Annotated in this window: 2 protein-coding genes; both read left to right on the plus strand. The window is 28.7% G+C overall.

Annotated elements, in window-relative coordinates; translation table 11 throughout:
• Positions 1-275 precede the first annotated feature (275 nt).
• Complete coding sequence (locus HMPREF2811_RS10020) at positions 276-1,040, plus strand: DUF6414 family protein (RefSeq protein ID WP_071409204.1); 765 nt, start codon at positions 276-278, stop codon at positions 1,038-1,040.
• Positions 1,033-2,133 carry an AAA family ATPase gene (locus HMPREF2811_RS10025; protein ID WP_071409205.1) on the plus strand — a complete coding sequence of 367 codons (1,101 nt, stop codon included), beginning with the start codon at positions 1,033-1,035 and terminating at the stop codon, positions 2,131-2,133. The genes HMPREF2811_RS10020 and HMPREF2811_RS10025 overlap by 8 nt, the downstream gene beginning before the upstream one ends.
• The last annotated feature ends 76 nt before the right edge of the window (positions 2,134-2,209 follow it).

Below are 2,209 nucleotides of genomic sequence, written 5' to 3' on the forward strand. Positions count from 1 at the left end.
ACAAATCGGGATTTTTAAGTTGACTTTTATATCTATCAAATGCTCAATCATTGGTACTCTTGGCTATCGTTGTGATCGGCTTGTATCTTGGCTTCAAGCGTGAGTTCAGTAAGTTAATTAGCTTCCTCATCATTTCCATTATTGCAGTAGGATTGGTTTTTAATGCAGCGGGTGTGAAAGATATTTTATTGGAGCTATTCAATAGAATTATTGGCTCATGATACTTCTATAATAATGATATAATATATCTAATTAAAACATAGGAGGATTGATGAATGACTAAAAAATCAAAAAACTCAAAGTTTTTAAAAATAATTTACTTTGATGAAGTAGCGGCTAATGATTTTGTAACCATTAAAAATGGTGGAAAAATTGATTGGTCAACAAATGAAAATAAAGAAAGGTTAGCTAAGCTTGTAGCGGAAATAGATGCTCAAGCAAAAACTGGATTCAACCTTTTTTCTACTTTTAAGGCAACTATTTCTGGTAGTGTTAATACAGGTTATGATTCTAAAATGGCTAAAATAATGGAATCAACAATATCAAACACTTTATTAACTGATTATCTGTCACTAGCTGTAGAGGATAAAAACATTCATATCTTTAAATCTGAAGAGGTATATGCTCCAGAAGAATCCATAACCATCTATAAAATGTATAGTTCATATTTAAATGTGGTACCTAAAGAAGAAATACCCATTGATTTAACTGAACTTAATAAAGCTATACTTGGAGATAGAGGATATTATCAAATGCTTTTAGGAAGCGAACCTGTTCCTAAAACAGTTTTAAGATTTAATATTAACGCTTTTAAAAATAGTTATACGTTAGCAGACTTATCAAAAATGAATCTTACTTACTATGGAATTAAAGTAGGAACTTGTACAATGAATCAACTATCAATGGAAAATGAGTTTAAATTCGAAAAGAAAAAAAATGAAATAGACGTTACTGAAATAGTTACTGGGGAAAAAAATGAAGATAAAAATGATTTACTAGATGTATACGATGTAGTGTTAGGTGGTGTTATTAGTGAGTGATATAGTGATATTTTATGGTTCAAGAGTAAAATTTAATAAATCAATTCCACCTCAATATAAAACACTAACAGAATTAGTATATGAGAATGACAGAGATTCAAAAAATATGGTTATTCAGATATCTGATCAACCCCAACCAAAAAGTGAACCAGAAAAGATTAGGGTAGAAAATATAGTTGTGGGTTCAGATGAATACGCTGGTGTTAGAGAACATGTGATTATTAACTTTAATAATTTTTTAAGTAAATTTGATTATGATAGATTATATTTGCATAATCCCCCATTACAAATTAGTAATCAAATTAAGCGGTTATTTCCAGAAACAGAAGTGCATAATCAAGAATATACTAGTTTGGATATAGATGATTTAAAAGAAATCAATTCAAAATACGATGACAGAATTATTGGTCAAAAAAGTGCAAAAGAGAAATTACTACAAGCATTGTTTCCTGTTACCTTATCTAATCGTAAAAAACCAATAGTTATACTATTATATGGAATGTCTGGAATCGGTAAGACCGAAACGGCAAAATTCATTTCAGAGATTATTGGAGAACCATTATTTAGAAAACAATTTTCTATGTATCAAAATAGTCAGTTTGCTAATTATCTTTTTGGTGGTGCACATTATGAAAAGAGTTTTGCTAAAGATTTATTAGATAGAGAATCAAATGTATTATTACTAGACGAATTTGATAAAGCCCATCCCTCATTTCATAGTGCTTTTTATCAACTATTTGATGAAGGAATTTACGAGGATCAAAACTATTATTTGGAATTAAAAAAATCAATAATAATCTGTACATCGAATTACCTAAGCCTTGAAGAGATTGAAGAAAACCTAGGAAGTCCTATATTTTATAGATTCGATAAAATTATACATTTTAAAGAGTTAACTAGTGAAGAAAAAAATAAAATCGGTCAAAAAATCCTTGTTGAATCTTCAAAACAATATGAAATGCCCCTATCTCCTGATGTTAGAGAAAGACTCTTTGATAGTTTTATATATTGTTCAAATGTTAGAGAGCTTAGAAATTTAATACAGGATACTTTTGCATTTAACGCAATAGTTAATGAAATCGAAAAAGAATAATAGTAAAAACATTTGTATTGTTAAATAAAAAAGCATTAGATAAATAGAGTGACCCCAAATAGTTGGACCAGAGAGA

Origin of the sequence: Globicatella sp. HMSC072A10, assembly GCF_001811625.1 — a bacterium.
Lineage (GTDB): Bacteria > Bacillota > Bacilli > Lactobacillales > Aerococcaceae > Globicatella > Globicatella sanguinis.